Annotated in this window: 1 protein-coding gene; it reads right to left on the bottom strand. The window is 46.3% G+C overall.

Translation table 11 applies throughout. The features are described 5' to 3' along the window. Positions 1-17: 17 nt before the first annotated feature. The coding region (locus ACS8FD_RS19015) for an aldehyde dehydrogenase family protein (protein WP_439277007.1) at positions 18-812 on the bottom strand (795 nt) is incomplete at its 5' end.

An 812-nucleotide genomic window follows, 5' to 3' on the forward strand; every position in this document is an offset into this window, starting at 1 on the left:
TATCAGTAAAAGTGGTTTTAAGATTTAAACGTCTGTACGGTTTGGATGAAGGTGAATTCTTTTAGGCCAGCTTCTCCAAACTCCACCCCAAACCCTGAGTCTTTCACACCGCCAAATGGCGCATCAGGCTGAATCATGGCATGGTTGTTGATCCAGACCGTACCGCACTCTAAGCGAGAAGCAATTTTCTGTGCCTTTTCGATATTCTGCGACCACACTGAGCCGCCAAGCCCCACTTGCAAGCGATTGGCGCTATCTATCGCCTCTTCTACATCGCTAAATTTAATAATAGGTAAAATGGGCCCAAATTGTTCTTCATCGACCAGCCTTGCCCCATCATTAATATTGCTCACGAGCGTGATTGGATAAAAATAGCCGCTCTCGTCCGTGACGTCACCGCCGCATAAGAAGTTGGCGCCGCGCTCTTTGGCATCTTTGGCAAGTGCTTTGACGATATTAAGCTGCTCTTGATTCTGTAGCGGTCCAAAGTCAGTATCTTCATCAAAGCCATTGCCCGTTTTCATGCTATTGGCCATGTTCGTTAAAGCTTCACATAGCTCATCATGCACAGATTCATGGACATAAAGGCGCTTTAGGGCAGCACAAGTTTGGCCATTATTAATAAAAGAGGTCGCAAATATCTTTGGCGCACAAGCAGCAATATCGGCATCTGCTAAGACAATACCCGCATCGTTGCCACCAAGCTCTAGTGTCAAGCGGGTAAGATTGTCAGCTGCGCTTTTCATAATGGCTTTGCCCGTGGGCGTCGAGCCTGTAAATACGATTTTTTGAATATCTTGATGTGACGTCAT

The organism is Psychrobacter sp. 1U2 (assembly GCF_051847575.1).